Here is a 25,563-nt window from a genome sequence, read left to right as displayed (position 1 = left end):
GGCTCAGTTCCTCAAGCCAGGCGCCCAGCTTCGGGCGTGGCTGAACCGTCCGGGTGTAGGTGAACTCCGTTATCCCGGTACGGATCACCTTGCGCACCACCTTCTTCGACAGCTTCAGGTCGCGGCAGATCGTCTTGATCCCCTTGCCCTCGGTAAAATGCAGCCGCCTGATTTTTGCGATTGTCTCCACGATCAGCATCCCGCGCTCGGCCTCCGATAATCCTCGGAAGCACTTTGGACCCAACCCCCGGTCGGTGGGGTCCCTTTTGGACGCCGATCACCCCAGAAGCGGGGTCCTTATTCCACGCCGGTCAACATTCTGCGCCGCTCTGCCCACTGCGACGTCTAAGCGCGTGTCTGGTGTCCGCGTTTCTCTGCCGCCGCGTTGCTGCACTGGCGTAAGTCCGCTCACCGCCCTTCATGTCTGGACCGAGGCATCTGGGCAGCCCCGGCCCAGGGCCATTATGCTGCTTCCCAAACCTGATTGAGGATTCTTGCTGCGATCTCGGCCTTGTCCTGCGGCAGGAAGCGCCCGTAGTGCTGGGCGACCATCTCCGCCGTGTCCTGGATCGCGTAGCTGGCCTGCTCGTAGGAGCCGGTCTGCTTCAGGATATGCGTCGCCAGCACGTCACGAACGTTGTGCGGGCCGTGAGGTAGAAGTCCTTTGACCGCCCCCTTCCCGGTCCAGGGGTTGTAGATGCCGTACCGCTGGATCGCCGTGCGCCAAGCCTCGTAGAAGGTGTTCTGGCAATAGGCCGCGTTGGTGCTGGTCATCTTCGCCGTCTTGACGAAGAACGTCCCCGGATCGGCGGCCACGCCGATGAGCCGCGCTCTGTGCCGGTCGATCCAGGCCTCAATCATCTCGTTGAGCCTACCGAGATCCGGCAGGATCAACCGAAACGGTTTCGCCCCGAAGAACGAGGAATTGGCGTTCTTGAATGCCACCGACGGGATCAGAATCTCCCAGCCGTGATCCCGTGTGCTCCAGCGCAACTCACCGCGCTTCATGTCTTCCAGCCGGCGCTCGGCTGTCGGAAGATCGCCCCTCTTGCAGAGCAGAAGCTCGCGCAGGTTTTTCTGGCGCAGACCGGTGTGCAGCCCGATTCGCAGCAGCAGGAAGGCCCTAACCGCTTCTGCCGCTGAACGCGGGTGATGCCGCTCATCCGGCATGCGGCGCAGAATTTCCTCGGTGATCTTGCGATATTCGCCGACTGGGCTTGGGGCTTCCAGCACTGACAGGATCGGCTCGAACGGATCACGGTGGATGCGAGCCACGCGGTCAATCTCCTTCATGCGGCGCCGGGCGTGCTTGTACATGCGGTCACACGCTTGCGCCCAGTCGGAGCGAGCCTCGGAAATGTCCTGTTCCGAGATCAGACCCTCGATCGCCCGCAGGTTGCCTGCCATGCGGGGCGTCTGGCGCAGCCACCCGGTCTCCTCGCGGCAGAACGCTGCGGCGATCGACAGCAGGTCGATCTCCCATTTGGTGTAAAAGCCACGGCGATGCTCGCGCCATTGCAGATACCAGTCCCAGACCTGCGGAAAGATCATCATGGCGAAGGTCAGCGCCTTCGGATCAGCGCCATAGCCTTGCACCTCACTTTCCGGAGGTGCGGCGAAGGCGCCGAACCAGAGGCCGAAGTGCTCGACCTTCTGCGAGGCGGTTTCTTCACCCCAGACCCCGTTTCGCTGCAAACCGAAGGCCGCAAAAGTCGATGTCTTGAAGCGCAGGATTTCGGCCATTTCATCGTTCAGCCGCTTCGGCGCATTGATAATGCCGGACTCACCTTCCGCCGTGGCGATCGATGACTTGCGGCGCGGGCCGGAAGCGCAGACAAAGCGGACAGCATACCGCTGTCGCATCATTGCTGTCTGATACCGACGATAATCGGTCGAGCCGCTGATGATGACATTGCGAACCCAGTCCAGGATTTCGGCCTGTTCGCTCTGCGGTCGCCGGTTGAAGTCTTCCGGCAGATGCCAGGCGAGCCGGCGCCGCTCGGCGGGAGCTATCTCCTTCAGGTCGAAGTCACCCGGAGCGCGATGGCTGCCGCCCATCTTCCCGGCGAAGTATCCATCCGGCAGTCGGTAGCGCCGCTCGATCCGCTGAAGGATCTCGAGGCTGATGGCTGATCGCGGTGCCTTCGCGCCCCTGCCCCACGCAATCAGGGTACTGCGATGCACACCATCTTCGGGTCTCACCACGGCATTGTAGAGATGATAAATGGTTTCGCCATGGCGGGCAGCATGCAGCCGGAGCGCAGCACCGAAGTTGTCGGGCTCGTCCCAGGTCGTCTCAAGCGGCTCTGGGAACTCCACCACAGGTCGTGGCTGTCGGCCGGGTCGCTTGCGTTCGGATGCGCCTGCAGGTGCAGCTTGCACCTTTGCCACTTTACGGTGGGCACGCACCCTTCCGGGCTCCGATGCAGGCATCGATCTGGATTTCGGCTCGGGACGCAAGCGTCGCTCTGCGACAGTTCTCGCGACAGCATCAAAGATGGGCTGGAGACTCGAGCGCAGGGACGTCAAACGCGCAGGATCCATCCCCAGCAGATCTGCCAGTGCCTTGATATCCAGGCCGCTGCCCCGATAGGGCGGGTATTCGTTTCGTTCGAGCAAGTCCGCGAGACACGCACGGACAATGCTCACCTCCTTCGGGTCGAGAACAGGAGTGAGCCTCAAGTCGCAGTAGTCTGCGATCCTGCGCAGGGTCAGGGAGGAACGTATTGATTTCATTATTTGTCTTCCGATAGTCGCGAGACGGCCGAACTATCGGAAGTACTGGCGCAAGGGAATGTCACCCTACACGCCCTGACAAGCCGCACAAAACAAGAACGAACCCTCTCCAACGCGATGCGTCGTAGTAGAATATCGCAGTTTTCGGCTATTGTGGGATACTATGGCGTAGTAAATGGTTGCGGGGGCAGGATCTAATCTTCACTTGTTGCCCGAGCAAGTAAAGATGGTTGCGGGGACCGGCGTCGATCATAACTTGCGATCGACGCCGGTAAAGATGGTTGCGGGAGGGCGCAACCATCTTTACTTGCGAGCCTCTTGCAATGAACCGTCGATGGTCACCGCTGAGGAAGCTGTAGGTGAAGTCCAAATCTTTCTCACAAATCTTTTTCAGACAGCAGCTTAGAGGAAGGACGGAGCCGGGTGGTGGGGGCGGCGCTATTCTTCCTTCAATTTCCCTAGTCTTCGAGAATCTGGCAGGTGCAGAGAGAGCACCGCGAACTCAGCGTAGAAGCATCTGGGGGAATCGTGCAGACGAGCTGCTACGGATCTCAAATCAGGTCATGCAACTCTTTTAAGAACGCAGCGATGTTCTCTTCGTTACGCTTATAGTACGTCCAAGGCCCGACCCGGCGCGATGTAACCAGCTTTGCGCGTTGCAAAGCCGTCAAGTATTGCGAAATGGTCGATTGGGATAAGCCAGCGCGCTCCTGGATGATGCTCACGCATACCCCAACTTCGTCGGGATCGACATCCTGTTCGGGGTAGTTCTTTCGTGGCTCCTTGAGCTTGGCCAGGATTGCCAAGCGAGCTGGATTGTCGAGTGCCTTGAGGGCTTCACTGACATCGATAGCCATGATCTTCCGCCGTAGAGATTTTTCACGATATTACGATACCTCGGTATCGTATGCAACGGACCGCCAATCTTCACGACCAGCAGGAATCCAAACCGGTTCCCGCTGGCTGACCGTGAAGGGGCTAGTACCACGAGGGCTTGTCGCCTTCGGTGCCGGGCTTGTTGACACCGACTGAACCGCGCACATAGCGCGTCGGGTCCAGCGACAGTTTCACCACGAGGTCGGCGATACTCTTGCGGGACACTTCCGTGCCCTTAAAGGGCTCGCCCTTCTGGGTAAGCTCATACTCCACCTCGTCGACGTCGGTGAGCCACGCCGGCCGCACGATGGTATAGTCCAGCTTCGAAGCCTCGATAACCTGAGCAGCCGCGCTGTAGGGCTCCAGGTATCCCCCGTCGAGCATCTGGTGATTCCACTTACCGAACTCCCCTGGGACCTCGTCGTAAATGCCCAGGGTCGATATCCAGATCAGGCGACCGACACCCGCCGCTTCCAGTGCCGCGACGACTGACCTTGCCTGGTCTTCAATGTCGTCCCCTCCCAGATTGGCATAGACGATGTCCTTGCCTTCTACGACCTGTCGCAGGTGGTCGGTGTCGGTCACGTCACCCTCAACAATCTCGACGCGATCTCCTGCCAGATTTCGCAGGCGCTCGGACCTTCGCAGATAAAGGGTCAGGTCGAGACCTTCCTCATCGACAAATTGACTCACCGCATGGCGCGCTATCTTGCCGGCAGCGCCCAATACCAAGACTGAATAGCCCCTAGATTTGTGGACGCCTTCTTCCCTAATTTTGAGGCAAGGAGGCCATGATGGGGTCTGGCAATTTCACTGATGAGTTCAAGCGCGATGCGGTCGCGCAGACCACCGAGCGTGGTTATCCTGTCGCGGAGGTGTCGAAGCGGCTGGGTGTCAGCCAGCACTCGCTCTACGCGTGGCGCAGGAAGTTCTCGAAGCCATCAGGAGGCGATGGGGATCAGGCGGCAGAGATACGTCGTCTGAAGAAGGAGCTGGCGCGTGTCACCGAGGAGCGCGACATCCTAAAAAAAGCCACCGCGTATTTCGCCAAGGATGCAAAGTGAGATACGCGTTTGTTGCCGAGCATCGCCAGCAGTTTGCTGTGCGCGCGATGTGTCGCTGCCTGCGCATCCGACCCAGCGGTTTTTATGCCTGGCTGAAGGCCCCATTGAGCAAACGGGCTCGGGAAGACGCACGTCAGACCGAACTCCTCAGCAAGGCGTGGAAAGAGAGCGGCAGGGTCTATGGTTATCGCAAGCTGCACGACGACCTTCTCGATCAGGGAGAAACAGCCTGTGCCAACCGTGTTGCCCGTCTTGCAAAGCTTGCCGGGATCAAGGCGCAGATCGGCTATAAGCGCCGGCCCGGATCCTATGGTGGAAAGCCGTCCGTCGTGGTCGACAACACCCTTGCCCGGCAGTTCGACGTCGACGCGCCGGACAGGGCATGGGTAACAGACATCACCTACATCCGAACCCAGGAAGGCTTCGCCTATCTGGCCGTGGTGATCGACTTGTTTTCACGCCGCGTCATCGGCTGGTCGCTGCAGAGCCGACAGACCACCGATGTCGTGTTGCAGGCGTTGCTGATGGCGGTGTGGCGTCGAAAGCCGAAGAGCAAGGTCCTGGTCCACTCGGATCAGGGCTCGCAGTTCACCAGCATGGAATGGGCGGCCTTCCTGAAGCACCACAATCTTGAGCACTCGATGAGCCGTCGCGGCAACTGCCACGACAACGCTGTGGCAGAGAGCTTCTTCAATCTCCTCAAGCGCGAGCGAATCCGGCGAAGGACCTACCGAACACGCGAAGAGGCAAGGCAGGACGTGTTCGACTACATCGAGATGTTCTACAACCCGAAGCGCAAGCACGTCAGGAACGGGATGCTGTCACCCGTCGAATTCGAACGGCAGCAGGAAATGTAACCCGAGGGTGTCCATGAAACTCGGGGCTATTCAGACCTTGGTCATGACGTATCTCCTTCTTTGACGATCTCCACCATTGGAGAATTGCTTTGAATTGCTGTTTTCGGGACTTCGCGCCCCATGACATGTACCGGCTCAGGCAGCTTGGGCGCCAAACCGGGGCACGATGTGCGAGCCAAGCTCTTCGACGACTTCGGGAGCTGGTCGACGACCGTATTTGAGATTGAGGATGACGTGATCCACACCGATCCCCTCGAGGGCTTCCAGCAGCTTCAGGAGATAGTCTCTCCCAAGCCTGAACCCCAAATGGATCGGAGTCGGAGGCGTCGCGTGATGCGTGTCGAGATCGATGTAAAGGGACTGGAGGAATGGCTTGTAGACGTCGCCCACTTGCGTCGCGACTGTCTGGCGCCAGCTCTCCACGACTTGCTGCTGCGCCTGAGGCGGGCGTGGATATGTTATCCATCCGCTGCTTTCCCGCGCGATCCATTCAAGCGATTGACGACTGTTTCCGGTCACGAAGAACGGAATTTCATTCGTCGTCGGTTTCGGGATCAAGTCAGCGTTTGCGAGAAGTCCGCGACCCCATTGCAGGGTTTCGAAGCTGGTACGCTGCGCGCGCCGAATGATATCCAAGTTCTCGCGAAAGATTTCTCCCCGTTTATCAGGATCCAACCCGAAGGCGGGAAATTCGACAGGTCGATCACCCGACGCGACGCCTAGAAGCAGCCGGCCCTCACTGAGTTGGTCCACGCTAGCTGCGGCCTTCGCTGTATGGAGGGGATGGCGCAGGGGGATCGCGATTGATGCGGTGCCGAGCGCAATTTTCGACGTCTGTGCAGCGATGAAGCCGAGATAGACCCACGGATCGAAAACTTGCCCTACATCGCCAAAGCTCGGGTCGCGCAAGGGCACATCGCGAAACCAGAGCGTTGAAAACCCCAGCTCCTCCGAGCGCTTTGCCAGCTCAACCTGGTTGCGCATGGTTGGCATATCGCCGTCAAACGCTTCGATAGGGAAAAACAAGCCGACGCTGAGCTTTCCACGCCTGAACGTGTGCCGGAATCCGCGGTGCTGATCGTAGGAGATTGGACTGGGTTGATACATGGTCTGGATTCCGTTCGCTGTCGTTGATCTCCTCATCACAATAACTGGATATCGGGATATGTCAATATCCCAAAACATAGAAATGCGTCGCTCGGCCAGTGTCTCTTGTAGTGCATAAGGAGTTTATGGTGGCGATCCGGCAAATCGGGTTACGTAACTCCACACGCGGATCGCCGACCTCCCGTTATACCGGCCGAGGCGGCCGACCTATCTGCCGACCGCTGCGCAACTTAGGCGAGCCATGGTCCGCCCGAGTACGCTTTGTCGCGGTAGCGGCCTGACCTGCGTCAGGCTCCGGTAGGAATGCGAGCAATAACTTTGATCTCGAAGTCGAAGCCGGCGAGCCAGTTGACGCCGATGGCCGTCCAGTTCGGATACGGAGCTTGCGGGAAGGCTTCGTTCTTCACGGTCATAAATGTTTCGAATTGCCTCTCGGGATCGGTGTGGAAGGTCGTCACGTCGACGATGTCGTCGAACGTGCAGCCCCCGGCGGCGAGAGTGGCGCGCAGGTTGGCGAAAGCGAGGCGAACCTGCTCGGCATAGTCCGGCTCTGGTGAGCCATCAGTTCGGCTACCGACTTGGCCAGACACGAACAGCAGATCGCCAGAACGGATCGCAGCCGAATATCCATGAGCTTCATAGAGTGAGTGGCGGTCAGCAGGGAAAACAGCTTGAGGCTGGGGCATGACATGGTCCTTTCAGGTCTCTTCTCCCGCATAAGGCCGATCGGGCCGCGGGACTTCACAGCAACTGGCACATTTGATATACGAGCCGTATGTGGAATTAATTCATATACGGCCCGTATGTCAACCTGCATACGGACCGTATATGAGAAGAGGTTGGACATGCCCCCCCGAAGCCGCGTCGAAACGATGGAAGAGAATCGTGCCAAGCTAATCGCGGCAGCGCGCAAAGCGTTCGCAGAGAAAGGATTTGCCGCATCGTCGATGGACGACTTGGCCGCCGATGCAGGGCTGACGCGAGGCGCCCTCTACCATAATTTTGGCGACAAGAAGGGCCTGTTGGCCGCCGTCGTTGCCGAGGTCGATGGAGAGATGGCAACGCGTGCGCGAAAGGCAGCGTTAGGGAAGAAAAGCGGGTGGGAGCAATTGTTGGCGGAAGGCGTTGCCTATATCGAAATGGCACTTGAACCCGAAGTCCAGCGGATCGTTTTACTGGATGGCCCGGCCTTTCTGGGCGACCCATCGCAATGGCCGAGCCAGAATGCGTGTCTCCAAATGACGAAGCAGGCCGTCACCGGGTTGGTCTCAGATGGGACTATCAAGCCGGTAGATGTTGATGCAGCATCTCGACTGCTTTCGGGCGCAGCGTTGACGGCCGCCTTGTGGGTAGCGGCGAGCGAAGAACCGCGAGCGGCTCTTCCCAGAGCCGTTGAGGCGTTTCAATTTATGGCTTCGGGACTTCTGGCGTAGTCAGGCTAGCTGCCCCCTACGCCCACCCGTCATGCCTTGTCGCTTGCCGATCCGCGGTCGCTCGCCGGGAGTTCGCCGCGGATGACGTCAAGATAGTAGCTGTCCTGCGCCTGGACTTCCTGTGCCGCCTTGAGCGCTTGATGCGCAAGCCCGGCCGGAAGGATGACCGTACCGGCACCGTCGGCAAATACGTAGTCGCCGGGGACGACCGTTACGCCCGCGAGATTGACGGGTTCGTTTACTGCGACAGGCATTAAGTCCCCCGTTCCAGCCCTTAGCGTGGTCCCCCGGCAATAGAAGACTGGTTCGTAAGTCGCGAGTTCCTCGAAGTCGCGCAGGCGACCGTCTGTGATCATGCCGGCGAGTTCCAGATTGTGCAGCCGCGAAAGTTTCGTTCCGCCGCCAACCGAAACGTCCGAATGGCCGCTGCTGTCCAACACGAGAACCTTGCCTTTGGGTGTTGCGCCGACGGCCTCGTAAAACAGACGGGAGAAGCTGTTTACATTCTCGTCGAAGAGATCATCGCGCAATGGCAGCATACGCATGGTGACGGCCGGCCCAAAGAGCACCTTCCCAGGCGTCGGAGAGACGAGATCGAGCACGTGGGCTCGGTGGTTGCAGATGCGCCCAAGGGCATCACAAACAGATGCCGATGTCACGGATTTCCAAATGTCGTCGATATCTTCCATCATTCGGTCCTTTCAAACTATGCTCAATCGCCCCACGCCATGGCTTTGGAGCCAAAGCCTGCGATAAGCGCGGCCAATACGCCGACGATGACCACATATGCGAGCAATGCCTGCCAAGCCGCCCCTGGGAATCCGGTCAGCAACAGGGTGTCATTGCCACCTGGAATGAGCACTGCGCCCAGGCCCATAAGAATTCCGCCCGTCAGATGACGTAGCATGCCGCCCCAGGTCGGAAGCTTGAAGCGGAACGCTCTGTTGCGAAGAAGTGAAGAGGCGATGCTCCCCAAAGACATTCCCATCACAGCGACCGCACCGGCAACGGGCACGCTCACCACGGCCTCGATGGAGGCCGTTATCGAGAAAAGCGGCGCTACGCTCGCGAGCGTTGCAAAGCTTACGCCAATCAGGCCCATGGAAACGGTAAGAACACGGAAGTTGGCACGGTCGCGACGGGCGAGAAAAAATCGGATTCCAACGACCACAATGATCAGCCCAACGAACAGCATGGCGCCCCCGAGCAACGGCAAGCTCAGCGGAGGGTGCTCAGGAAGTAGTTTTGCGATCGGTTCGACGAAGGTGACAAGGAAGATGCCCACAAACACCAGGCTGACCTGGATATCACCGTTGCCGATATGGCCAATGGATCCGAAAACGCAGGCGCCATTTACGTAGCTGCCAAGCGCGAAAAGGATTGCACCCGCAAGCAGATATTCTATCGGTAGCCAACCTGCGGGCATGAACGGTGCGACGTCAAGAATGGCGTAGACAACTCCCGCCCATAGAGCACTTTCCAGCAGGGCAATCGATCTGGCAGGCCGCTTACGCAACACCCAGTCGGCCGTAGCGATCACGGTGCATATCGAACCGCGATTGAGCGCAAATCCGAGGATGAACGCGAGCGCCGCAATCAACAATGCGCCCAGCCAGTCTGTTGCGGACATGCTGGAGAACGATAGTTCAGGGAAAATGCTCGTCATTTCATAACCATTGCTTGGGCGTCGCGGCGCGTGTCGCTACGCTGATATCATTCGACAAGTTGCTCGGCAGTCGCCGTTCATCCTATGTCGACGACCACTCGCCCACGTATCTTGCCTTCCAGTATATCGGTTGCGGCCGACTGCACGTCGGCAAGCTGAATGGAACTGGTCATGGCGGCCAGCTTGTCACGGTCGAGGTCACGGGCGATCCGATCCCAAGCTTCCAGTCGCAAAGACTTTCTTGCTCTCACCGAGTCGATGCCGAGTAGTGCCACACTTCGCAGTATGAAAGGAGCGACAGAGGTTGGCAGATCCATGCCACCGGCAAGGCCGCAAGCAGCGACGGCTCCGCCGTATTGAATGCTCGAAAGAAGATTGGCCAAGGTGCTGGAGCCGACCGAGTCGACTCCGACCGCCCAACGCTCTTTTGCCAGCGGGCGGCCCGGACCTGAAAGCTCGGAACGCTCGATAATCTCGGTCGCTCCGAGTTCACTGAGATAATCCGTTTCGCTGACACGTCCCGTCGAGGCAACAACGTGCCAGCCGGCCTTGGCGAGAAAGGCGATAGCCATCGAGCCGACGCCCCCAGCCGCGCCTGTCACGATCGCTGGGCCGTCAGCCGGGCTGCACCCGTGCCGTTCCAGCGCGAGTACCGACAGCATTGCGGTGAAGCCCGCCGTACCAACTGCCATGGCCTGAGATGGCGTAAGCCCCTTCGGCAGCGGAATAAGCCAGTCGCCGCGGACCCTTGCTTTCTCGGCATAGGACCCCAAGTGCGTCTCGCCGGTCCCCCAGCCGTTGAGGATAACACGATCACCCGCCTGAAAGTCAGGGTTGTCGGAAGCCTCCACGATACCCGCGCAGTCAACTCCCGGAATCATGGGAAACCGGCGCACCACCGGGCTCTTGCCGGTCAAGGCCAACCCGTCCTTGTAGTTGAGCGTGGAGTGGGTCACCCTGATTGTGACGTCACCATCCATCAGATCGGCGACCTTGAAATCCTTGAGGGCGACAGTCTGGCCGTCGTCGGTCTTTTCTATAACCAGCGCCTTGAAACTACTCATGAAGATTTCCTCCCCAGCAACCGAAAGCCCCGAACGAAGTCGATCACCTTCTCAGTGGACATCTCACAGGGCTTGAGCGACGTGTTGCCCGACCCCAGACGATACATATTGAAACTGACGATATCGGCTCCCGCCAATTCGCGAGCGAACAGGCTGTTGCGCCGCCCGTCGTCAGATCGACGGACACTGACGCCATACCGCCTGCCCTGGTAGACACCTTCGCTGTAGCCCGAAGGCAAAGCGTCTAGTGCAGTTTCGAAATCACCATTTCCATCAACGTTCTCGCACGTCGATCGCACCGCGCATCCGTAACGCTGGCCAGGACCTTTTCCGAGAGCCACTGGATCGCCGGTCGTCCGATCGCTAGGCAACATCTTCGACCACCAGCTTCCGCCCCTTGAACTCCACCGTTTCGCCAGTTCGCGCGCCTTCAAGTGCTTCGAAGATCGGGGCCATCGTAGAAATCCCCATCATCTCGCGACCGTCGATTGTGAATCTGCCGGTGGACACGGCTATGACGAAGTCGCGACCCGATAGCCGGACGAGAGCGCCAGCAGTTACGGTCGACTTCGGGCCAAAGTCGATCTTTCTCAACGTTTCGAGCTTGTCGCCATAGTCGTGAAGGGTGTCATCGAGAGCCTCGGAAAAATCGCTCGCTGTTTCAGCCTGGGCTTGCTCATCGTTTTCGATCGGCTCGCTGCGATCTAGCCGAGCGTCTGCAACATAGTCGAGATACTCTTCCCGGGCGCTCTGAAAGGCGGCAGCTTCAAGCGAAAGCATGGTCTCTTTGATCAGGTTCTTGTCCATCATTGCTCTTCCTTGGGGTCTGATTGTCTGGGTTCTGACGACCGGCCATGGACGCTACCTGATGGCCGGACGGTGCTCACTCGTCGTCGGGGAGTTCCGTGCCCTGATATGGTATCCGGTTCAGTCGGGAATCCCGCAGAATGCTCGTGACCAGCCACACATACGACTGCTCCGCGGTGTCAAAGCCGAGCACCGAGTACGATTGACCGAACGGGCAGTCAGGAAAGTCCGGGAAGCCTATACGCAGTACGTAGCGCTCGGGATCGTTATCGAACTCCCGCTTGTAGACTTTGCGTAGGCCGTATCTGCTCGGGACATCGTTGTCGCCAACGACATCCGTGTCACGCTTTGCGAGCAGCCGGTCGGCCAATCCACTGTTGCCGATCTCCTCAAATATATCGAATGCATCCACCAGCAATCCCTTGCTTTGGGACTCTCGGTCGGAGATGGCATAGATGTTTGAAGCATCCTCCCCATCCCGGCCGCTCACCAAGCGGAGGGCGGAGTCGACTTGGATGTTGCTCGTCTCGAGCTCGGAGCCGAGCGCCAGATCAAAAAGTCTGCCATCTCTTATGCGGTATTCACGCTCATAACCTTGGCTTACGAGCTGGTTCACCGCTTCAACAACATCAGATACTCTTAGTCTCATCTGCATCTCCTTTGGTGTTATTCGCTCATCAGGGGCGCCCGGAAGTATCAACGAACACCATGCTTATGATTGCATCCTGACGAACGAATTCCCAATGTGCTGTGACTATAGTTTTCATACGGAGCAGGCATGTCGCGCCATGCTGGCGCGATCACTTCTCAGGCGTTCCAGCCGCCGTCGACGTTGAGGTTTTCGCCGTTGATGAAGGCAGCATCCGGGCTGCACAGGAAAGCGATAGCTGCGGCTATTTCCTCCACCTTTCCATAACGGCCTACACTTGTGAGCCCCACGTTCGCATCATAGCCTGGTGTCCCAGGAGGAGGTGCAAGCTCGGTGTCGATCGGGCCTGGCTGGATGCCGTTGACGGTCACACCAGTCGGGCCTAGCTCGCGCGAAAGCCCGCGGGTGAAGCCACTCAGTGCGAACTTGCTGGCGATGTAGAGCGTGACGCCAGCGAGGGGCGCCGCTTCGCCGAAGGCCGAGCTGATATTGATGATACGCCCCCATCCAGCCTGTACCATACGGGGTGCAAGCTTCTTCGTCAGTTCGACGGGCGCACGGATATTGAGATTGAAATGAGTGTCGTAGGCCTCCTGAGAGGACTCAAGAAACGGGCCGAATTCGACGGTGCCTGCACTGTTCACCAGGATATCGACCCGACCGCTGAAGGCTCCTCCGAAAGCTGTGTCAGCGGAAGAGGCCAGTACCGCGATACCGTCGAGAGTGGTGAGGTCGGCACGGACTGCTTCTGCCTTGCCGCCGGTGCGACGAATCTCTTCGACAACCGCGTCGGCGCGCGCCGCGCTAGCAGCGTAATTGACAATAACCGAGGCGCCGTCGTTAGCCAGGCGGATTGCTGTCGCAGCGCCCATCCCTCTGGAGGAACCGGTGATAAGGGCGAGCTTGTTTTCGAGAGGCTTATTCATTTGAAAATCTTCCTTACTGGATTCTGGATTTCGAGCGCGATCGGAGCAGCGGGCGTCGATGCGAACCACGCGGCGTTGTCCTGGACAGCGGGTTGGTAACGGGACGTCTCTGGCGCAAACCGGCTTTACGGGCGGGCGCCAGAGGTTCAACCGAAGATGAGACTCAGGCGAGGACCGATGAATTCAGTCGCTCAAGCACCGGCAGCAGTATGGATGGGTCCGGTCGGCGCGTGTAATCGGGATTCACCTCGGCGTAGGCAACAACGCGGTCGCCGCCGATGACGTAGCGTGCAGGCATGGGCAAAACCCATGACGGATCGTCGTTTATGGTCGGCAAATCATTGCCGAACGTTTTGTAGAGATTGACGAGATCACTCGGCAACGCAAAGCGAACGCCGAAGGCCGCCGCAACTTTGCTTCCCTTGTCGCTGAGAATCGGGAAGTTGAGACCGTTATCCCGCCTCGACTTGCGACTGTTTGAAGGCGTCTGCGGCGAGATGGCGACGAGCTGCGCCCCACGAGATTCGAATTCAGGACGTGTCGCTTCGAGCGCCTTCAGGTCTATGTTGCAGTAGGAACACCAGACGCCTCGATAGAAGCTGACGATCAATGGACCGTTTGCCAGCAGCTCCTGCGAACTGACAGCGTTTCCGTCCGCACCCTCCAGCTTGAAATCCGGCGCGACTTCGCCCGCCTTGAGTGCGCGATCAGCCAGGCCGCTTTCTATCAGGTCGGCCGTCGCTCGACGCATCGTGTCGAGTTGGGCCTGAGTCGGCTTTCTCGGCAGCTCTCCAGATTCGAACCTCTCGCGGAACGCATCAAGTTGGTCTTGCAACGTCATGGCTTTCTCCTTCGTGGACCTTACGGAAGGAGGATGTATTTTATTTGTGTATCTGTCGGTATAAGCTCATTTTGAAGAACATTTATTCGGAATCCAAATGAGTGACCGATGGCAAGAACTGAGCGTATTTGTCCGTGTTGCTGAAGGGGGTAGCTTTTCGCGCGCCGCGCGCGAGTTGCGTATGTCGCAGCCTTCGGTATCGCGTATCATCAGAGAGCTGGAAGCACGCCTTGGCGTGAAGCTGCTCCTTCGCACGACACGCCACCTCTCATTGACGAATGCTGGCGCGATCTTCCTGGAGCGTGCAAAACCTGTGATCGATGACTGGGAGGATGCGGAGGATGCCGCACGCGGGGCGGATTCCCTGCGCGGTGTGATCCGGATCGCTATGCCAGTGATGTACGGTACGCGGGCGGTTATTCCTTGCATGCCGCTCTTTCTGGCGATGCATCCGGATCTTCGCGTTGAAATCACGATGTCTGACGAGCGGCAGAACCTCGTCACCGATGGAGTGGATCTTGCCATTCGCGTTGGCACACTTGACGATTCAAGCTTTGGAGCGAGAAAATTGGCCACCCTCAAACGGATGGTCGTGGCCTCACCGGCCTATCTGGAACGGCGGGGCGTCCCCAATAACCCAGCCGATCTGTCCAATCACGACTGCATATTGGGGTTGGGTGGCGTTGGTCGCGAGGATTGGAGCTTCCGACGCAGTGGGACTGTGACCTCGGTAAACGTTCAAACTCGCTTCCAGGTCGATTCCGCCTCGGGAATCCTTGCCAGCGCTGTTTCCGGGCTAGGAATTTGCATGGTCTCCGATGCGATGGCTTCCGCTGAACTGCGCTCCGGAACACTTTGCCAGGTTCTTTCTGAGTACGAGATGAAAGGTGCTGACATCTTTGCCGTCTTACCAGGTGGACCGCGCCCATCCGCAAAAGTGAAAGCTTTGATCGACTTCCTGATCATAGAATTGGCGAATGTCCATCAAGGCTTTTGAAGAAACGTGTGAAAGCGGTCGCGCCACCCCTATGCGCCATCGTGCTTGTCGACATCCTTTTCCGCCATCGGCAAAGAGACGACGAAAAGCGCGCCTTTGCCCGGCCGAGTATCAACCCTAACCGTACCGCCGTGCCGCTCTGCGATTTGCCGGACGAGGGTTAGGCCGAGGCCCCACCCACCAGCGGCTTCCCCGTAGCCGCCTGGACGGTAGAAGGGCTCGAAGACCTTGCTGACGTCGTTGGCCGGGATACCGGGGCCATGGTCGCAGACTGCAAGTTGCGCTCGACCCTTCACATGCGACACCGAGATTTCAACCGGCAGTCTGCCATGGCGCATTGCGTTCTGTACCAGATTGCGCACCAATTGGTGAAGCAGACGCCTATCGCCCAGCACCTCCATTGAAGTGCCTGAGACCTCCAGTCCTGATCGCGCGGCCTCCTCGGCCACGAGAGCCAGTAGATCGATCCGCTCACTCGGTTCGGTAATATCGGTGTGGCTCAGTCGGCTGGAGAGCAGAATTTCACCGACCAGCGTGTCGAGTTCATCGAGGTTGCGGTAGATTTCCTCACGCCGCTCAACGCTCGGATCGTGCTCATACAGATCCATCACCAACCGCAGCCTGGCGAGCGGTGAGCGCAGTTCGTGGCTGGCATTGGCCAACAGCGTATGATTGGATGCAATCAACGCCTCCACGCGCGCGGCTGCATAGTTGAAGGTTTTGGCCACGACTGCGATTTCATCACCTCCCTGGACTGGAGCGCGCGCCGACAAATCGCCTGTACCCCATGCTTCGACGTTCCGCCGTAAAAGTTCAAGGCGCTTCGTCAAGTGATGAACCACTGGCCAGGCCAGCAGCGCGGTAAGGCTGCTCACAACCAGGAGGAAAATAAGAGGATTGCCGCGCGGCGGGCCAAAGGGCGGCTGTAGCCTGACAACCAGCGTCCGGCCCTCAGATAGCGCGACCGTGATGGGATCGAACCCTGGTGCCGGCGGTGTGGACGGCTGATAGCTCGCGAGAGCTAAGCCGTCGGCGTCACGCACGGTCAGCTCTGCCCCAGTTGCCATTCCGAGACGGTCCAACGTGGATTGAAGCGTTACGGAGTCGGCGTCTTCTGGCAAGGCGGCAGCGAGCACCGCGGCGCGTTCGGTATAGAGATTTCGATCATTCCCAAATCCGACCAGCCACACCACAGTTGCGATTCCGGTGACCGCGAGAAGCGCGATGCTGCCAAGAAGCGTCAGATAGATCTTGAGAAATAGGCGGCTGGTCATAGTCAGCCGTTCTCCTCCTGTCGACGGGCGAAGACATAGCCCGCCCCGCGAACGGTTACGATGCGGCGGGGATGTTTCGGATCGTCCTCGATGGCTGCGCGGATTCGGGAAACATGCACATCGATCGAGCGGTCGAAAGCCTCGCTCCCGATCCCGCGCACCCGATCGAGCAACTGGTCGCGCGAGAGGATGCGCCCGGCGCTCTCTCCGAGAGCTAACAAGATATCGAATTGATGCCCGGTCATGTCGCACCGTATGCCGTCGAGCCTGGCTTCACGCGATCCGGGGTCGATCTCCAGCCGACCGAAATGCAGAACGCCGGGTGCGTTCACTCCACCGGTGCGGCGGCGCAGCACGGCGCGAAGGCGGGCCAGTAATTCACGGGAGCTGAAGGGCTTGGGCAGATAGTCATCGGCGCCGATCTCCAGACCAACGATGCGATCGGTCTCATCACCCTTGGCGGTCAGCATCAGCACCGGCACGTCCGACGCCGTGCGTATCCGGCGCAGCACATCGAAGCCATCTAGATCAGGTAGCATTACATCAAGGATCACCGCGTCCACCCTGTGGCGTCCGGCCTCGGCCAGCCCTGCCGCAGCATTGGCGGCAGTCTGAACCGAGAATCCATTCCCTTGGAGATAGTCACGCAGCATGGCGGAAAGCCGCGTATCGTCGTCGATGATCAGGATTTGCTCCGCCATACCTCGTCCTTTCCCTCATTTAACCGGAACGTGCGTACCACATGCGCCGCAAAATACTGTCGCGCCGAACAAACTGATGGTAAAGCGCCGCGCCGACATGTGCCGCGATAAGAAGAACGATGAGCAACGCGCCGACACCATGGGCGGTGCGTGGAGCAAATTGGGTGAAATCGGGAAGGGTCCCGTAACCGCCGAACAGGGCATTTCCGGCGCCGCTTACCACCAGCAACGCTATGCCGCTGCCGAGCATAAGAAAGAGGATGATATAGAGTAGAGCGTGGACGGCCCGCGCGCTTCTCTCCTGCCATCTTGGTACACCTAAAACCGGTCCGGGCTTACAGTCCATCAGTCGCCACCAAGCAATACGGACAACTGTCAGCACAAGGACCGCGGTCGCCATGGGAACATGCAGTTGCAGCAACCGTGCCTTATCGGCGGAATCGACCGCCATTGCTGCTGCGAAGCCCGAGCCGACCGCCACGAAGACCGCGACCGCGCTGAGCCAGTGAATTGTGACGGCTACGCCGCCATAACGGTCATTACGACTTTTCATTTGAGGTGAACTCCAAGAATCTGGGGACTGAGTAGCGTCGGCGTCAAATGACCTTCCGGCGTTGACGCCGTTCGCATTCAGTTGCCCCCAAAGCCGTGACCAAAACCGCTACGCCGCCTAATGAGTTCTGCTCGTTGCTCGGCCGTGAGTACCTCTGCGACATCAAGGAATGCCTCTAGAGCCCGGGCTGAAACGGTGTCACCGGTTTCGAGCATTTCCTGACGCAGGCTTTCAAAAGCCGCAGCCTCGATGGTTTCGGCTGCAAGGAGCGATGCGAACTGCTGCTTGCGAGTGCCAGCTTCCGACATTCTCAAGCGTATTTCGGCGCTCGCGTCATCGAGAATGCTGCGGATTTGTTCACGCTGTAAGTCGGTTGCATCGACCGATACCAGCGCCTCCTCAAGCACCGAGCTGGCGAAGTGCCCAGAAAAGCCTGGACCGAACCCTCTCATCGTATTGAAAGGGCCGTGCGCTTGTACTGCTCCGATAGCCCCGATGAGACCGAGCCCCCCGACGACAACTGCGCTGGCCAGAAGCGTCACACGAAAGCGGCTACGTTCTTTTGCCATGTCATGTCTCCTTGTCAGCCACGGCTTGATTGCCGCGACGAACCGAAGATGCTGACCCGGCGTTTCCGCCGTTCATGGCCTATGTGAAGATTTGTGAAGTGATGGAGTTGTTCAAAACACAAGCGATGGCTGCGCCGTCGTGGTTAGGCGGAAGAGACCGGCTCTTGTGAAAATATTTCGTGCTGTACGCGATGCGCCCGCCAGAGCCCTCACCCCCCATACCGCTCAGTTTTGATCACACTCGGGGCCAGTCCCGAAGCGAGAACGCCATCAGCGGCAACATTCACGAAACCGTTCGATCCGCAGATGAAGACATGCGCAGGCGCGGAAGGCATGCGGCCAACGACGTCCGTGATCATTGCTTCGTCGACCCGACGCGAAAAATCCGAGGCCCGCCAAGGTGCCTCGCGGGTAATCGCCAATGCCAGTACGAAGTTGGGGTCGCCGTCTTCGCTGGAAATGAGTTCCTCGGCGAATAGGGCGTCGTTTCTCGTACGAGCGGAGAGGAGAAGCGCTGTCGGAACGATGAGTGCGCCTGAGCGCCTGTGCCGGATCATCGACATGAACGGCGCCACACCGGACCCCGCGCCGATCAAAAGGATTGGGCCGCTTTCGTGCTCCGGCCACAAGAAGTGGCCCCCTAGGGGACCGCGCAGTTCAATTTCGTCTCCAGCGACGGCGACTTCGTGGAAATAGGCAGAGACCTCGCCCTGCAGGTTTTCGATGACGAGCTCAATAGTGTCAGAGCGAGATGGATCGGATGCGATCGAGTAGCTTCGCATCGCCGAGTATCCATCGGGGGCCGTCAGTCGAATGTCGACATGCTGTCCGGCGACATGCGTGAAAGGCTGTGCCAGACGCAGAAAAAAGCTCTTGATGCTCGGCGTGCGTTGGACGATCTCGGAGATCGTTCCGATCTGCCAACCGATCGGCGTGGTATGCTCAATCACCGGAATATCGCTGCTCCTTCCACGGATCGCCGTAGATATGATAGCCGCGCAGTTCCCAAAATCCGGGCTCATCGCGTTCAGTGAACTGGAGCCCGTTCACCCATTTTGCAGACTTCCAGAAGTAAAGGTGTGGAACGAGCAGGCGTGCGGGTCCTCCATGATCGCGCGGGATCGCTTTTCCTTCATACTTCAACGCGACCATCGCCTTGCCGGACGCCAGATCCGCTAGCGGGACATTGGTCGAGTATCCATCGAAGCTGTGGGCGAGAAGGAAGTCGGTAGGATGCTCGACTCCGGCGTCGGCAAGGATATCGTCGATCAGCACACCTTCCCATGCGGTGTTCAGCTTCGACCAAGACGTCACGCAGTGGATATCCCGCGTCATCTTCGTCATCGGCAGGGAGTTGAACTCCGCCCAATTCCAAGCCTTCACGGGCCGTGGGCCGATCTTGAGTGTGAATTTCCAGTCCCCCGGCTCGATGTTCGGCGTCGGCCCTGCGGTGAGGACAGGAAAATAGTCGACAAGATGTTGACCGGGCGGAATCCGTTCCGACTGGTCTCCTCCCGATGGGCGGCCGGTGAACCCTCTGGTAGCCATTCGAAGTCCCCTTGCTTCTAGTGAGTCGACACCCGCGGAGATGTTCCGGCCTGAAAAGGCCGCTTTACACAGACCTCGACCTGTCGCAGCAGATAATATATGACTGACTCATAGTTATAACGCTGTGTGGCTGAGAGCGCAATGGATAGAAACGTCTCCGAGCGGCTGGTGAACCTTCTGGGCGCCTTGGCCGTAGGGGTAAACGACCGCATGCACGCCGCGATTGCGCAAACAATGCAGGACGGTGGAGGAACCGTTGCCGCCCTGGTAGCGATCGGTCATGCCCCCGGAATGACGATTGAACAGTTGAGCCGGGTTCTGACCATCACGCATGGTGGAGCTGTCCGGTTGGTCGACCGTTTGCTAGAACGGGGGCTTGTCGAGAAACGCCCTTCACGCACTGATCGCCGAGCCTTCAACCTCGTCTTGACGCCCAGCGCGAAACAACAGCGCGAACAGGTGCTGGAACATCGTCGAGAAGCGCTGACGTGGGCAGTCGGACACGTGCCACACGAGCATCTCGCTGCTTTCGAGAGTGTCGCCGAGACCTTGGTTGCAGCGCTGGCGAGCGACCCACTTTCCGCGCTGACGACATGCCGATATTGCGACGAGAAACGTTGCACCTCATGTCCAATGGAAACGTTCGGCCCCATAGTAATGAAACAATAGACAGAACGGCGGTAGGCATGGAGTTCAATCAGATACGATATTTCCTGAATCTGGCGGATTCTCTGAACTTCACCGAAGCGGCCATGCGCAGCGGTGTTTCGCAACCCACGCTCACACGCGCGATCCAACGACTTGAGGAGGAACTGGGTGGCACCCTGGTTTATCGTGATGGGAAAGACAGCCGTCTCACAGCTCTAGGCCGTGATATCCGTTCAGAGTTTGCTTCGATAGCGGAAGGTGAACAGCGGGTCCGCGCACTCTCCCTCAATCGGGTTCGGGGAAGACGAGAGACGTTAACCGTGGGCGTCGTCAACACGATTGCACCAAGGCTAATCACTGGGTTCATCGCCCATGCCCTGCAACAGTTGCCAATGCTCGAACTGGTTGTCCGGCCGATCACCCGCGAAGAGGCCGTTGAGTGTCTGCTGAGCGGTCGGCTCGATGGCTGCTTCTGTTCCGATCCGATGGCGGGTAACGCCAAGATCGCCACCGCTGAGATGTTCCGCGAGCGGCTGTTATTGGCCATGGCGGAGCAGCACCCTTTAGCCGGTCGGGAAGTGATCTCGCTCGCCGAACTCGCTGAGCAACCTTATCTTGATCGCCTTCATTGTGAATTTCGCTCTCGCGTCAACGAGCATCTTCGCGAACGCGCTATCGTCATGGTCCCGCGGCTAAGATCTGAACGGGAGGATCTAATCCAGCAGGCGGTGGCCGAAGGTGCCGGTGTCTGCATGCTGCCCGAAAACTCGGCCATCGTCGCCGGCCTGACCCTGCGCCCGGTTGAAACGCTCGACCTTACCCGGACGATCGGTTTCCAGTCAGTTTCTGGCTCAGGAACAGCGGCGGTCCTGCGCCAGCTTCGAATGCTGGTCGAACGCCATGGGTGGTAGTGTAGACCATCGCGTTGGCTTGACCGCTGGCAACACTGAGGCGAAGCATTGAAACTATAGCCGTGCCGTATTGGACACCTTCGGATTGAATAGCCACTTTAGCGGCAGACATTCGAAGGAGAAAAACATGGCTACATACAAGAAAACAGACGCCGCGATCGCAAGGCTCTCACCCGAGGAATACCGGGTGACGCAGCAAAGCGGCACCGAGCGGCCGGGCACCGGTGCTCTTCTCCACAATGATGAGGCCGGCATCTACGTCGACATCGTCTCGGGTGAACCTTTGTTCGCATCGTCGGACAAATTCGAGTCCGGTTGTGGCTGGCCCAGCTTCACGAAGCCGATCGAGCCGCTGAACATCAACGAGCTGCGTGACACCAGTCACGGCATGGTCCGCACGGAAGTGCGCTCGACACATGGCGATAGCCATCTTGGCCACGTCTTCCCTGACGGGCCGACCGACCGTGGCGGCTTGCGCTACTGCATCAATTCCGCGTCGCTGCGCTTCATCCCACGCGAGGAGATGGAGGCGCAAGGATACGGTGACTATCTCAACCAGGTAGAGGATATCTAGATGACAACCGAACGTGCTGTACTGGCTGGTGGCTGCTTTTGGGGCATGCAGGATCTCATTCGAAAGAAGTGGGGCGTGATCTCAACGAGAGTCGGTTATACCGGCGGGGACGTGCCCAATGCGACCTATCGCAATCACGGAACGCATGCCGAGGCGATCGAGATCATCTTCGATCCTCAGAAAATCAGCTATCGCCGACTGCTGGAGTTCTTTTTCCAGATCCATGATCCGACCACGCTGGATCAGCAGGGCAATGACTTCGGTAAGAGCTATCGCTCAGCGATCTACTTCACGAGTGACGAACAGAAGAATGTTGCTCTGGATACGATCGCGGACGTCGAAGCTTCCGGCTTGTGGCCCGGCAAGGTGGTCACGGAGGTCGAGCCGGTAGGTGACTTCTGGGAAGCCGAGCCGGAACACCAGGATTACCTGGAGCGCATCCCGCACGGATACTCGTGCCATTTCGCGCGCCCCAACTGGGTTCTGCCGCGCCGAACAGACACGGCGGCCTAACAGGTATGTGGCTCGCGGTGCAATGCCGCGAGCCACCAACGGGAGAACATCATGAAAACTGGAATTGTAGGGTCGCCATCTCCGCCGTTGGAGAATGTTCAGTGGATCGATGGGAATGGCAATCAGCGTGATCCGCTGTCTCTGGAAGAGCTGGGTACGGGCTTCAAGATCCTGTATTTCTTTCAAGACTGGTGCGCCGGCTGTCACACACATGGTTTTCCCACGCTTGTGACACTTGCAGACAATCTCGGAAACAAAGGCGTTGGCTTTGCCGCCGTGCAGACGGTGTTCGAAGGCTCGGATCTGAACACCTTCGACCGTTTGCGGGAAAACCAGTCACGATATGGACTGAGCATCCCCTTTGGGCACGCCGCTCCCGGTAAGGGGCAAGGCGAAACCGTGCCGGCGATTATGGAGGCGTTTCAAACGGGTGGGACGCCCTGGTTTGTTGTGATCGCGCCCGACGGCCGCGTTGTTTACGACGGGTTTCGGCTGGAGGCGGATGCCTTGGTCCACGCGCTTGGAGCATCCGTCGGGTGAGTCAATGGAGACGGCAGAATAAATCCATCGCTGAACGCACGCCATGATGGTCGATAGGGCGGCAAGGGGAAGTGTTTCATGTCAAACACTATATCAACGACGCTATGGATGCGTCCGCCAGGAAATAGCGAACACATAAGGCCCTGGCGGTCACCACTATGCGTGCGTCGCGGAGCCGGCAACGAGCCCGCAGGCACTTTTGCTTGGCCCGACTCGCATAAGCGCGACGACAGCTTGCTTGAGCCTAAATTGGCGAGGGTCTCCTAATGGTGTTGTCGAAAAGCGTTGAGGCAATCGAGCTTTGCCATCTTAGATATTTTCTGGCGGCGGCCGAACAAGGTAGCTTTCGCAAGGCGGGAATTGGCCTGGGCCTCTCACAGTCGGCAGTAAGCCGGTGTATCGCCGACCTTGAGGACCAGATTGGAGCGTCACTATTTCACCGACACTCCTGGGGCGTGTCTCAAACCTATGCAGGTCGACGCTTTCTCAGGCGCGCACGAGAAGCTATGCGGAGCATTGCAGAAGGTGCATACGACGTAGCGCTTGCGGGTCGCTCCGAGCAGGGTCGAATCCGTATTGGCGTTTATTCCTCAATTGCTTCCGGCTTCCTCGCGGAACTGTTGGGCACCTTCGGCCAACGCCACGGGCAGGTAACAATAGAGTTGGTCGACGGAAACCCCGCAGACCACGTTGTAGCAATCCGAAATCTCAGCCTCGATGTAGCGTTTGTCGCCGGTACACGAGATTGGCCGGGGTGCGAGCGAACCCCTCTGTGGGAGGAGCGCGTATTTGCAGTTCTGCCCGCCCACCATCCATTGGCCAATCGGAAAGAACTTGAATGGCGTGATCTACACGACGAAACGTTCGTTGTTAGCGAGTCAGCGCCAGGACAAGAAATCCACGCCTATCTTGTTCGATATCTGGCTGACCTCGGCAGACATCCCGAAATAAAGGTACAACACACCAGCCGAGACAATCTCATAGCTCTCGTCGCACTCGGTCAAGGATTGACTGTCGTGAGCGAGGCCATGACATCAGCACGGTTCGCTGGGGTGGTTTACAAGCCCATCGTCGGCGAGTTGTTGCCATTCTCAGCGGTGTGGTCGACTAACAATGATAACCCCGCCTTTCGTCGGCTACTCAGTCTGGCAAGGACAATCGCCGTCAGCTCTGACTACTCGCAGGCGGTATCGAGCGCTTAGCCTTTCTAAACCCGCGATCCGTGGCGATGAACCGCTCCAGCATCGGCACGATCAGCTTCAAGGGATCGGCGACGGGCTTGCCGGTTTCACGGGCCAGCACATCGGCGTAGTCGATCAGGTCGTGGTTAAGCGTCGCGGGCAATTCCAGTGTGACCTTCACGGGCTTGTCGTCGGGCAGCGGGCCGAGTTTCAACTTGGTCATGATCAACCTCCTGTCGGCTGGAGCACTAAATCGCGAGTCACGATGATCCTGACCGGGAAGCCCGGTCGGATCGTTAATGTCGGCGCAACCTGCAACTGGCGCTGCACGATCTGCTGCCCCGCCTGATTGACGGTGTCCTGCGCCCCTTCGCGGATGGCACGGATCAGCCGGTCTTCGTCGCTGGTTGCCAGTTCCGCGCCGATCCCGAGAAGCGTGGAGAGGCCAGCCGCCTTCATCAAATCCCACCAGTGATAATCGACGCCATCCTCAAGACCGGCATAGCCGCCGGCGTCGGCGCCCGGCAGGCGCTCCAGCACGATGGACCGGCCGTCGGGCAGGATCAGGCGATTCCACACAAGGAGCACGCGGCGTTGGCCGAAGGTCACGCCATCATCATACTGGCCGATGATACGGGTTCCCTGCGGGATCAGGAGCAGCGAGCCGGTCGGGCTGTCATAGACGTTTTCGGTCACTTGCGCCGTGATCTGACCGGGAAGGTCCGACCGGATGCCGGTAATGAGCGCGGCCGGAATGACGGCGCCCGCCTGAAGAATATAGGGCGATGCCGGGGGCGTGAGGCGATCCGGGGCGACGGTCTGCCGGTCCACCGGGCCGTTGAGGAAAGCCGCGTGACGGTTCTGCCCTGCCGCATCCGGCTGCGCGCCGAGACCAGCCAGGCTGGGCATAGCCGTTCCTGCCGGTGCTTCCGTGCGCGGGCCGGACTGGAAAAAGATGCTGCTCAACCGTGCGGCTTCTTCCTCGGCAAGACGGCGCTGTTCGTCTGGATCGACCGCTGGCGCGGTGATGGCGGGTGCGGCAACTGGCTGGCCCCGGTTCTGCGCCTCAAGGATCGGACGACCGAGATCACCCGGCAGCGCGGGGCCAAGGACCGGGCCGCTATAGTCACTCGGCAGGCCGGCCAGGCCGTCCGCCGTGGGCCGATTCTCGGTCGAATAGAGCTCGCCGCCACCCGGCGCAACATCGCGAGTCTGGAGTGCGTAGATCAGCGCCCCGCCTATGCCGAGCAGGGCGACGGCTCCGACGCCAGCCAGCATCTTGCGGGATAGGCGGGTGACGCGGGGGGCTTCTGCGCGCAGCCGCATGGGCGCGGCGGTGTCGGTCTTGCTCATGAGGACGATCCTCCCGTGGACGTGCCGACCGGTTGCGTGGCCGCCTGCGTCTGTTCCATGCGGACGATCCTGACGACCTGCTGACGGTCGCCGCTGCCAAGGCGCAACTCGGCCGCCCCGAACAGGCGGTCCACGATCAGCACGTTCTGGTGAATACGGGAATTGACGATCTGCG

29 protein-coding genes and 2 pseudogenes are annotated in these 25,563 nt (G+C 59.1%); 9 read left to right on the top strand and 22 right to left on the bottom strand.

Annotated elements, in window-relative coordinates; translation table 11 throughout:
* The 4 genes and pseudogenes from AQY21_RS03485 to AQY21_RS03470 form a co-directional block, all read right to left on the bottom strand.
* A pseudogene (locus AQY21_RS03485) lies at positions 1 to 199 on the bottom strand (IS21 family transposase); the annotation flags it as partial.
* 263 nt (positions 200 to 462) lie between these two features.
* Positions 463 to 2,736, bottom strand: coding sequence for a hypothetical protein (locus tag AQY21_RS03480; protein WP_058096426.1), 2,274 nt, complete (start codon positions 2,734 to 2,736; stop codon positions 463 to 465).
* A 551-nt stretch (positions 2,737 to 3,287) separates the two neighbouring features.
* Complete coding sequence (locus tag AQY21_RS03475; RefSeq protein ID WP_058096425.1) at positions 3,288 to 3,593, bottom strand: helix-turn-helix transcriptional regulator; 306 nt, start codon at positions 3,591 to 3,593, stop codon at positions 3,288 to 3,290.
* A gap of 121 nt (positions 3,594 to 3,714) precedes the next feature.
* The gene (locus AQY21_RS03470; RefSeq protein ID WP_255374788.1) at positions 3,715 to 4,338 is read right to left on the bottom strand and encodes an SDR family oxidoreductase; all 624 of its coding nucleotides are present in this window, start codon (positions 4,336 to 4,338) and stop codon (positions 3,715 to 3,717) included.
* Positions 4,339 to 4,406: 68 nt separating this feature from the next.
* Between AQY21_RS03470 and AQY21_RS03460 the strand changes: the two genes are divergently transcribed.
* Positions 4,407 to 5,533 (top strand): IS3 family transposase gene (locus AQY21_RS03460; RefSeq protein ID WP_152988094.1). Its coding sequence is split into 2 segments (ribosomal slippage): positions 4,407 to 4,647 and positions 4,647 to 5,533, totalling 1,128 coding nucleotides; the frame shifts between segments, so codons are not numbered across the junction.
* 135 nt (positions 5,534 to 5,668) lie between these two features.
* On the opposite strand, the gene AQY21_RS03455 is transcribed toward AQY21_RS03460, so the two are convergent.
* Positions 5,669 to 6,640 (bottom strand): LLM class oxidoreductase, encoded by a 972-nt coding sequence (locus AQY21_RS03455; protein WP_058096422.1) that lies wholly within the window; start codon positions 6,638 to 6,640, stop codon positions 5,669 to 5,671.
* 287 nt (positions 6,641 to 6,927) lie between these two features.
* A complete protein-coding gene (locus AQY21_RS03450) occupies positions 6,928 to 7,326 on the bottom strand; it encodes a RidA family protein (protein WP_058096421.1) in 399 nt (132 codons plus the stop codon).
* 159 nt (positions 7,327 to 7,485) lie between these two features.
* Here AQY21_RS03450 and AQY21_RS03445 point away from each other — a divergent pair, with 159 nt between their 5' ends.
* Positions 7,486 to 8,073, top strand: coding sequence for a TetR/AcrR family transcriptional regulator (locus AQY21_RS03445; protein ID WP_082657964.1), 588 nt, complete (start codon positions 7,486 to 7,488; stop codon positions 8,071 to 8,073).
* 29 nt (positions 8,074 to 8,102) lie between these two features.
* Here AQY21_RS03445 and AQY21_RS03440 read toward each other — a convergent pair whose 3' ends face one another.
* The 7 genes from AQY21_RS03440 to AQY21_RS03410 all read right to left on the bottom strand — a co-directional run bounded on the left by AQY21_RS03440 (position 8,103) and on the right by AQY21_RS03410 (position 14,026).
* The gene (locus AQY21_RS03440) at positions 8,103 to 8,762 is read right to left on the bottom strand and encodes an RraA family protein (protein WP_058096427.1); all 660 of its coding nucleotides are present in this window, start codon (positions 8,760 to 8,762) and stop codon (positions 8,103 to 8,105) included.
* A gap of 23 nt (positions 8,763 to 8,785) precedes the next feature.
* Positions 8,786 to 9,739 carry a YeeE/YedE thiosulfate transporter family protein gene (locus AQY21_RS03435; protein ID WP_058096420.1) on the bottom strand — a complete coding sequence of 318 codons (954 nt, stop codon included), beginning with the start codon at positions 9,737 to 9,739 and terminating at the stop codon, positions 8,786 to 8,788.
* Positions 9,740 to 9,816: 77 nt separating this feature from the next.
* A complete protein-coding gene (locus AQY21_RS03430) occupies positions 9,817 to 10,803 on the bottom strand; it encodes an MDR family oxidoreductase (protein ID WP_058096419.1) in 987 nt (328 codons plus the stop codon).
* A 363-nt stretch (positions 10,804 to 11,166) separates the two neighbouring features.
* Positions 11,167 to 11,613, bottom strand: a complete 447-nt coding sequence (locus AQY21_RS03425) for a hypothetical protein (protein WP_058096418.1) — start codon at positions 11,611 to 11,613, stop codon at positions 11,167 to 11,169.
* A gap of 73 nt (positions 11,614 to 11,686) precedes the next feature.
* Entirely contained in the window at positions 11,687 to 12,259 is a 573-nt protein-coding gene (locus AQY21_RS03420) for a hypothetical protein (RefSeq protein WP_058096417.1), read from the bottom strand.
* Between the two features lie 158 nt (positions 12,260 to 12,417).
* Positions 12,418 to 13,254 (bottom strand): SDR family NAD(P)-dependent oxidoreductase, encoded by an 837-nt coding sequence (locus tag AQY21_RS03415; protein ID WP_203416358.1) that lies wholly within the window; start codon positions 13,252 to 13,254, stop codon positions 12,418 to 12,420.
* 94 nt (positions 13,255 to 13,348) lie between these two features.
* Positions 13,349 to 14,026, bottom strand: a complete 678-nt coding sequence (locus AQY21_RS03410; RefSeq protein ID WP_058096415.1) for a peroxiredoxin-like family protein — start codon at positions 14,024 to 14,026, stop codon at positions 13,349 to 13,351.
* A 97-nt stretch (positions 14,027 to 14,123) separates the two neighbouring features.
* Here AQY21_RS03410 and AQY21_RS03405 point away from each other — a divergent pair, with 97 nt between their 5' ends.
* Positions 14,124 to 15,023, top strand: a complete 900-nt coding sequence (locus tag AQY21_RS03405; RefSeq protein WP_058096414.1) for a LysR family transcriptional regulator — start codon at positions 14,124 to 14,126, stop codon at positions 15,021 to 15,023.
* A gap of 29 nt (positions 15,024 to 15,052) precedes the next feature.
* Here the strand turns inward: AQY21_RS03405 and AQY21_RS03400 are convergent, their stop codons facing one another.
* The 6 genes from AQY21_RS03400 to AQY21_RS03375 all read right to left on the bottom strand — a co-directional run bounded on the left by AQY21_RS03400 (position 15,053) and on the right by AQY21_RS03375 (position 19,668).
* Positions 15,053 to 16,297: a HAMP domain-containing sensor histidine kinase gene (locus AQY21_RS03400; RefSeq protein ID WP_058096413.1), complete on the bottom strand. Its 1,245-nt coding sequence runs from the start codon at positions 16,295 to 16,297 to the stop codon at positions 15,053 to 15,055.
* 2 nt (positions 16,298 to 16,299) lie between these two features.
* On the bottom strand, positions 16,300 to 16,998 hold the full coding sequence (locus AQY21_RS03395; RefSeq protein WP_058096412.1) for a response regulator: 699 nt from the start codon (positions 16,996 to 16,998) through the stop codon (positions 16,300 to 16,302).
* A 19-nt stretch (positions 16,999 to 17,017) separates the two neighbouring features.
* Positions 17,018 to 17,551, bottom strand: coding sequence for a cytochrome b (locus AQY21_RS27520; protein ID WP_082657961.1), 534 nt, complete (start codon positions 17,549 to 17,551; stop codon positions 17,018 to 17,020).
* A gap of 77 nt (positions 17,552 to 17,628) precedes the next feature.
* Positions 17,629 to 18,120 (bottom strand): Spy/CpxP family protein refolding chaperone, encoded by a 492-nt coding sequence (locus AQY21_RS03385; protein ID WP_058096410.1) that lies wholly within the window; start codon positions 18,118 to 18,120, stop codon positions 17,629 to 17,631.
* 209 nt (positions 18,121 to 18,329) lie between these two features.
* Positions 18,330 to 19,070, bottom strand: coding sequence for a ferredoxin reductase (locus AQY21_RS03380; protein ID WP_058096409.1), 741 nt, complete (start codon positions 19,068 to 19,070; stop codon positions 18,330 to 18,332).
* Positions 19,063 to 19,668: a molybdopterin-dependent oxidoreductase gene (locus AQY21_RS03375; protein WP_058096408.1), complete on the bottom strand. Its 606-nt coding sequence runs from the start codon at positions 19,666 to 19,668 to the stop codon at positions 19,063 to 19,065. Before AQY21_RS03375 ends, AQY21_RS03380 begins: the two co-directional genes overlap by 8 nt.
* Positions 19,669 to 19,809: 141 nt before the next feature.
* Between AQY21_RS03375 and AQY21_RS27515 the strand changes: the two genes are divergently transcribed.
* The 6 genes from AQY21_RS27515 to AQY21_RS27510 all read left to right on the top strand — a co-directional run bounded on the left by AQY21_RS27515 (position 19,810) and on the right by AQY21_RS27510 (position 24,056).
* Positions 19,810 to 20,337: a MarR family winged helix-turn-helix transcriptional regulator gene (locus AQY21_RS27515; protein ID WP_082657960.1), complete on the top strand. Its 528-nt coding sequence runs from the start codon at positions 19,810 to 19,812 to the stop codon at positions 20,335 to 20,337.
* A 17-nt stretch (positions 20,338 to 20,354) separates the two neighbouring features.
* Complete coding sequence (locus AQY21_RS03370; RefSeq protein ID WP_036749130.1) at positions 20,355 to 21,227, top strand: LysR family transcriptional regulator; 873 nt, start codon at positions 20,355 to 20,357, stop codon at positions 21,225 to 21,227.
* A 127-nt stretch (positions 21,228 to 21,354) separates the two neighbouring features.
* Positions 21,355 to 21,801 (top strand): peptide-methionine (R)-S-oxide reductase MsrB, encoded by a 447-nt coding sequence (msrB, locus tag AQY21_RS03365; protein ID WP_036749127.1) that lies wholly within the window; start codon positions 21,355 to 21,357, stop codon positions 21,799 to 21,801.
* Positions 21,802 to 22,314, top strand: a complete 513-nt coding sequence (gene msrA / locus AQY21_RS03360) for a peptide-methionine (S)-S-oxide reductase MsrA (protein ID WP_036749124.1) — start codon at positions 21,802 to 21,804, stop codon at positions 22,312 to 22,314.
* Between the two features lie 51 nt (positions 22,315 to 22,365).
* Positions 22,366 to 22,854 carry a peroxiredoxin gene (locus AQY21_RS03355; protein WP_058096407.1) on the top strand — a complete coding sequence of 163 codons (489 nt, stop codon included), beginning with the start codon at positions 22,366 to 22,368 and terminating at the stop codon, positions 22,852 to 22,854.
* 266 nt (positions 22,855 to 23,120) lie between these two features.
* Positions 23,121 to 24,056, top strand: coding sequence for a LysR family transcriptional regulator (locus tag AQY21_RS27510; protein ID WP_082657959.1), 936 nt, complete (start codon positions 23,121 to 23,123; stop codon positions 24,054 to 24,056).
* Here the strand turns inward: AQY21_RS27510 and AQY21_RS03350 are convergent.
* From AQY21_RS03350 to AQY21_RS29590, 3 genes and pseudogenes are all read right to left on the bottom strand, one after another.
* Positions 24,019 to 24,258 (bottom strand): DUF2274 domain-containing protein, encoded by a 240-nt coding sequence (locus tag AQY21_RS03350; protein ID WP_058096406.1) that lies wholly within the window; start codon positions 24,256 to 24,258, stop codon positions 24,019 to 24,021. The genes AQY21_RS27510 and AQY21_RS03350 overlap by 38 nt on opposite strands.
* A 2-nt stretch (positions 24,259 to 24,260) precedes the next feature.
* Entirely contained in the window at positions 24,261 to 25,388 is a 1,128-nt protein-coding gene (locus tag AQY21_RS03345; protein ID WP_058096405.1) for a TrbI/VirB10 family protein, read from the bottom strand.
* Positions 25,385 to 25,563 (bottom strand): annotated as a pseudogene (locus AQY21_RS29590) (TrbG/VirB9 family P-type conjugative transfer protein); the annotation flags it as partial. The pseudogene AQY21_RS29590 and the gene AQY21_RS03345, both read right to left, overlap by 4 nt.

It is taken from the genome of Paracoccus sp. MKU1 (assembly GCF_001447385.1).
Taxonomy (GTDB): domain Bacteria; phylum Pseudomonadota; class Alphaproteobacteria; order Rhodobacterales; family Rhodobacteraceae; genus Paracoccus.
This window is presented reverse-complemented; position numbering and strand designations above follow the sequence as displayed.

Excerpts from the sequence above, each read along its gene's own strand:
- AQY21_RS27510 (WP_082657959.1), top strand. The coding sequence starts at position 23,121 with ATGGTGTTGTCGAAAAGCGTTGAGGCAATCGAGCTTTGCCATCTTAGA.
- AQY21_RS03345 (WP_058096405.1), bottom strand. The coding sequence starts at position 25,388 with ATGAGCAAGACCGACACCGCCGCGCCCATGCGGCTGCGCGCAGAAGCC.
- AQY21_RS03420 (WP_058096417.1), bottom strand. The coding sequence starts at position 12,259 with ATGAGACTAAGAGTATCTGATGTTGTTGAAGCGGTGAACCAGCTCGTA.
- AQY21_RS03395 (WP_058096412.1), bottom strand. The coding sequence starts at position 16,998 with ATGGCGGAGCAAATCCTGATCATCGACGACGATACGCGGCTTTCCGCC.
- AQY21_RS03370 (WP_036749130.1), top strand. The coding sequence starts at position 20,355 with ATGGAGTTCAATCAGATACGATATTTCCTGAATCTGGCGGATTCTCTG.
- AQY21_RS03355 (WP_058096407.1), top strand. The coding sequence starts at position 22,366 with ATGAAAACTGGAATTGTAGGGTCGCCATCTCCGCCGTTGGAGAATGTT.
- msrA (WP_036749124.1), top strand. The coding sequence starts at position 21,802 with ATGACAACCGAACGTGCTGTACTGGCTGGTGGCTGCTTTTGGGGCATG.
- AQY21_RS27520 (WP_082657961.1), bottom strand. The coding sequence starts at position 17,551 with ATGAAAAGTCGTAATGACCGTTATGGCGGCGTAGCCGTCACAATTCAC.
- AQY21_RS03405 (WP_058096414.1), top strand. The coding sequence starts at position 14,124 with ATGAGTGACCGATGGCAAGAACTGAGCGTATTTGTCCGTGTTGCTGAA.
- AQY21_RS03440 (WP_058096427.1), bottom strand. The coding sequence starts at position 8,762 with ATGGAAGATATCGACGACATTTGGAAATCCGTGACATCGGCATCTGTT.
- msrB (WP_036749127.1), top strand. The coding sequence starts at position 21,355 with ATGGCTACATACAAGAAAACAGACGCCGCGATCGCAAGGCTCTCACCC.
- AQY21_RS03410 (WP_058096415.1), bottom strand. The coding sequence starts at position 14,026 with ATGACGTTGCAAGACCAACTTGATGCGTTCCGCGAGAGGTTCGAATCT.
- AQY21_RS03425 (WP_058096418.1), bottom strand. The coding sequence starts at position 11,613 with ATGATGGACAAGAACCTGATCAAAGAGACCATGCTTTCGCTTGAAGCT.
- AQY21_RS03450 (WP_058096421.1), bottom strand. The coding sequence starts at position 7,326 with ATGCCCCAGCCTCAAGCTGTTTTCCCTGCTGACCGCCACTCACTCTAT.
- AQY21_RS03445 (WP_082657964.1), top strand. The coding sequence starts at position 7,486 with ATGCCCCCCCGAAGCCGCGTCGAAACGATGGAAGAGAATCGTGCCAAG.
- AQY21_RS03430 (WP_058096419.1), bottom strand. The coding sequence starts at position 10,803 with ATGAGTAGTTTCAAGGCGCTGGTTATAGAAAAGACCGACGACGGCCAG.
- AQY21_RS03375 (WP_058096408.1), bottom strand. The coding sequence starts at position 19,668 with ATGGCTACCAGAGGGTTCACCGGCCGCCCATCGGGAGGAGACCAGTCG.
- AQY21_RS03385 (WP_058096410.1), bottom strand. The coding sequence starts at position 18,120 with ATGGCAAAAGAACGTAGCCGCTTTCGTGTGACGCTTCTGGCCAGCGCA.
- AQY21_RS03455 (WP_058096422.1), bottom strand. The coding sequence starts at position 6,640 with ATGTATCAACCCAGTCCAATCTCCTACGATCAGCACCGCGGATTCCGG.
- AQY21_RS03480 (WP_058096426.1), bottom strand. The coding sequence starts at position 2,736 with ATGAAATCAATACGTTCCTCCCTGACCCTGCGCAGGATCGCAGACTAC.
- AQY21_RS03400 (WP_058096413.1), bottom strand. The coding sequence starts at position 16,297 with ATGACCAGCCGCCTATTTCTCAAGATCTATCTGACGCTTCTTGGCAGC.
- AQY21_RS03350 (WP_058096406.1), bottom strand. The coding sequence starts at position 24,258 with ATGACCAAGTTGAAACTCGGCCCGCTGCCCGACGACAAGCCCGTGAAG.
- AQY21_RS03435 (WP_058096420.1), bottom strand. The coding sequence starts at position 9,739 with ATGACGAGCATTTTCCCTGAACTATCGTTCTCCAGCATGTCCGCAACA.
- AQY21_RS03475 (WP_058096425.1), bottom strand. The coding sequence starts at position 3,593 with ATGGCTATCGATGTCAGTGAAGCCCTCAAGGCACTCGACAATCCAGCT.
- AQY21_RS27515 (WP_082657960.1), top strand. The coding sequence starts at position 19,810 with ATGGATAGAAACGTCTCCGAGCGGCTGGTGAACCTTCTGGGCGCCTTG.